The organism is Catenulispora rubra, from assembly GCF_015356825.1.
In the GTDB taxonomy this organism is placed as follows: domain Bacteria; phylum Actinomycetota; class Actinomycetes; order Streptomycetales; family Catenulisporaceae; genus Catenulispora; species Catenulispora rubra.
Genome location: NZ_JAACYW010000774.1, coordinates 1 through 416 on the forward strand (window position 1 = coordinate 1; position 416 = coordinate 416).

The window sequence follows — 416 nt, forward strand, 5'->3', positions numbered from 1 at the left end:
GTCGCGGGCGGCATCGAAACAGGCTTCGGGATCGGGGGCGAAAGCGTACTCTGACACGGCGGGCTCTTCCTTGCGCGCGGGATGGTTCGTCACCTCCGACGCTGAGGGAAGGGCCCGTCGGCCGCGGCGCTTTCACCCGATTCGCCCGTGAACGCCAGGGGCCAGTCCATACCTGCCCGGCTCGCCACTCACACACCAGCCCCGCTCAACGAGCCGGTTCAGCTTGCCGCGCATCGCCTCGGTGACCCTGGCCTGCACCCCCAGACCCAGCGACCGGCACAGATCCACCGATCGCAGTGGTTCCCCGGCGTCGTCGATCGCCTCCAGCACGTCCCGGTACGGCTGCGGCAGTCCGGCCAACGCCTCGGCTGGATCGGCGTTCGGGGCGAACACCGGCACCATCGCCCACCGCGAGG

General features: G+C 70.4%; 1 pseudogene. It reads right to left on the reverse strand.

Features of this window, described 5'->3' with window-relative positions:
* Positions 1-132: 132 nt before the first annotated feature.
* A pseudogene (locus tag GWK61_RS55360) lies at positions 133-416 on the reverse strand (MarR family transcriptional regulator); the annotation flags it as partial.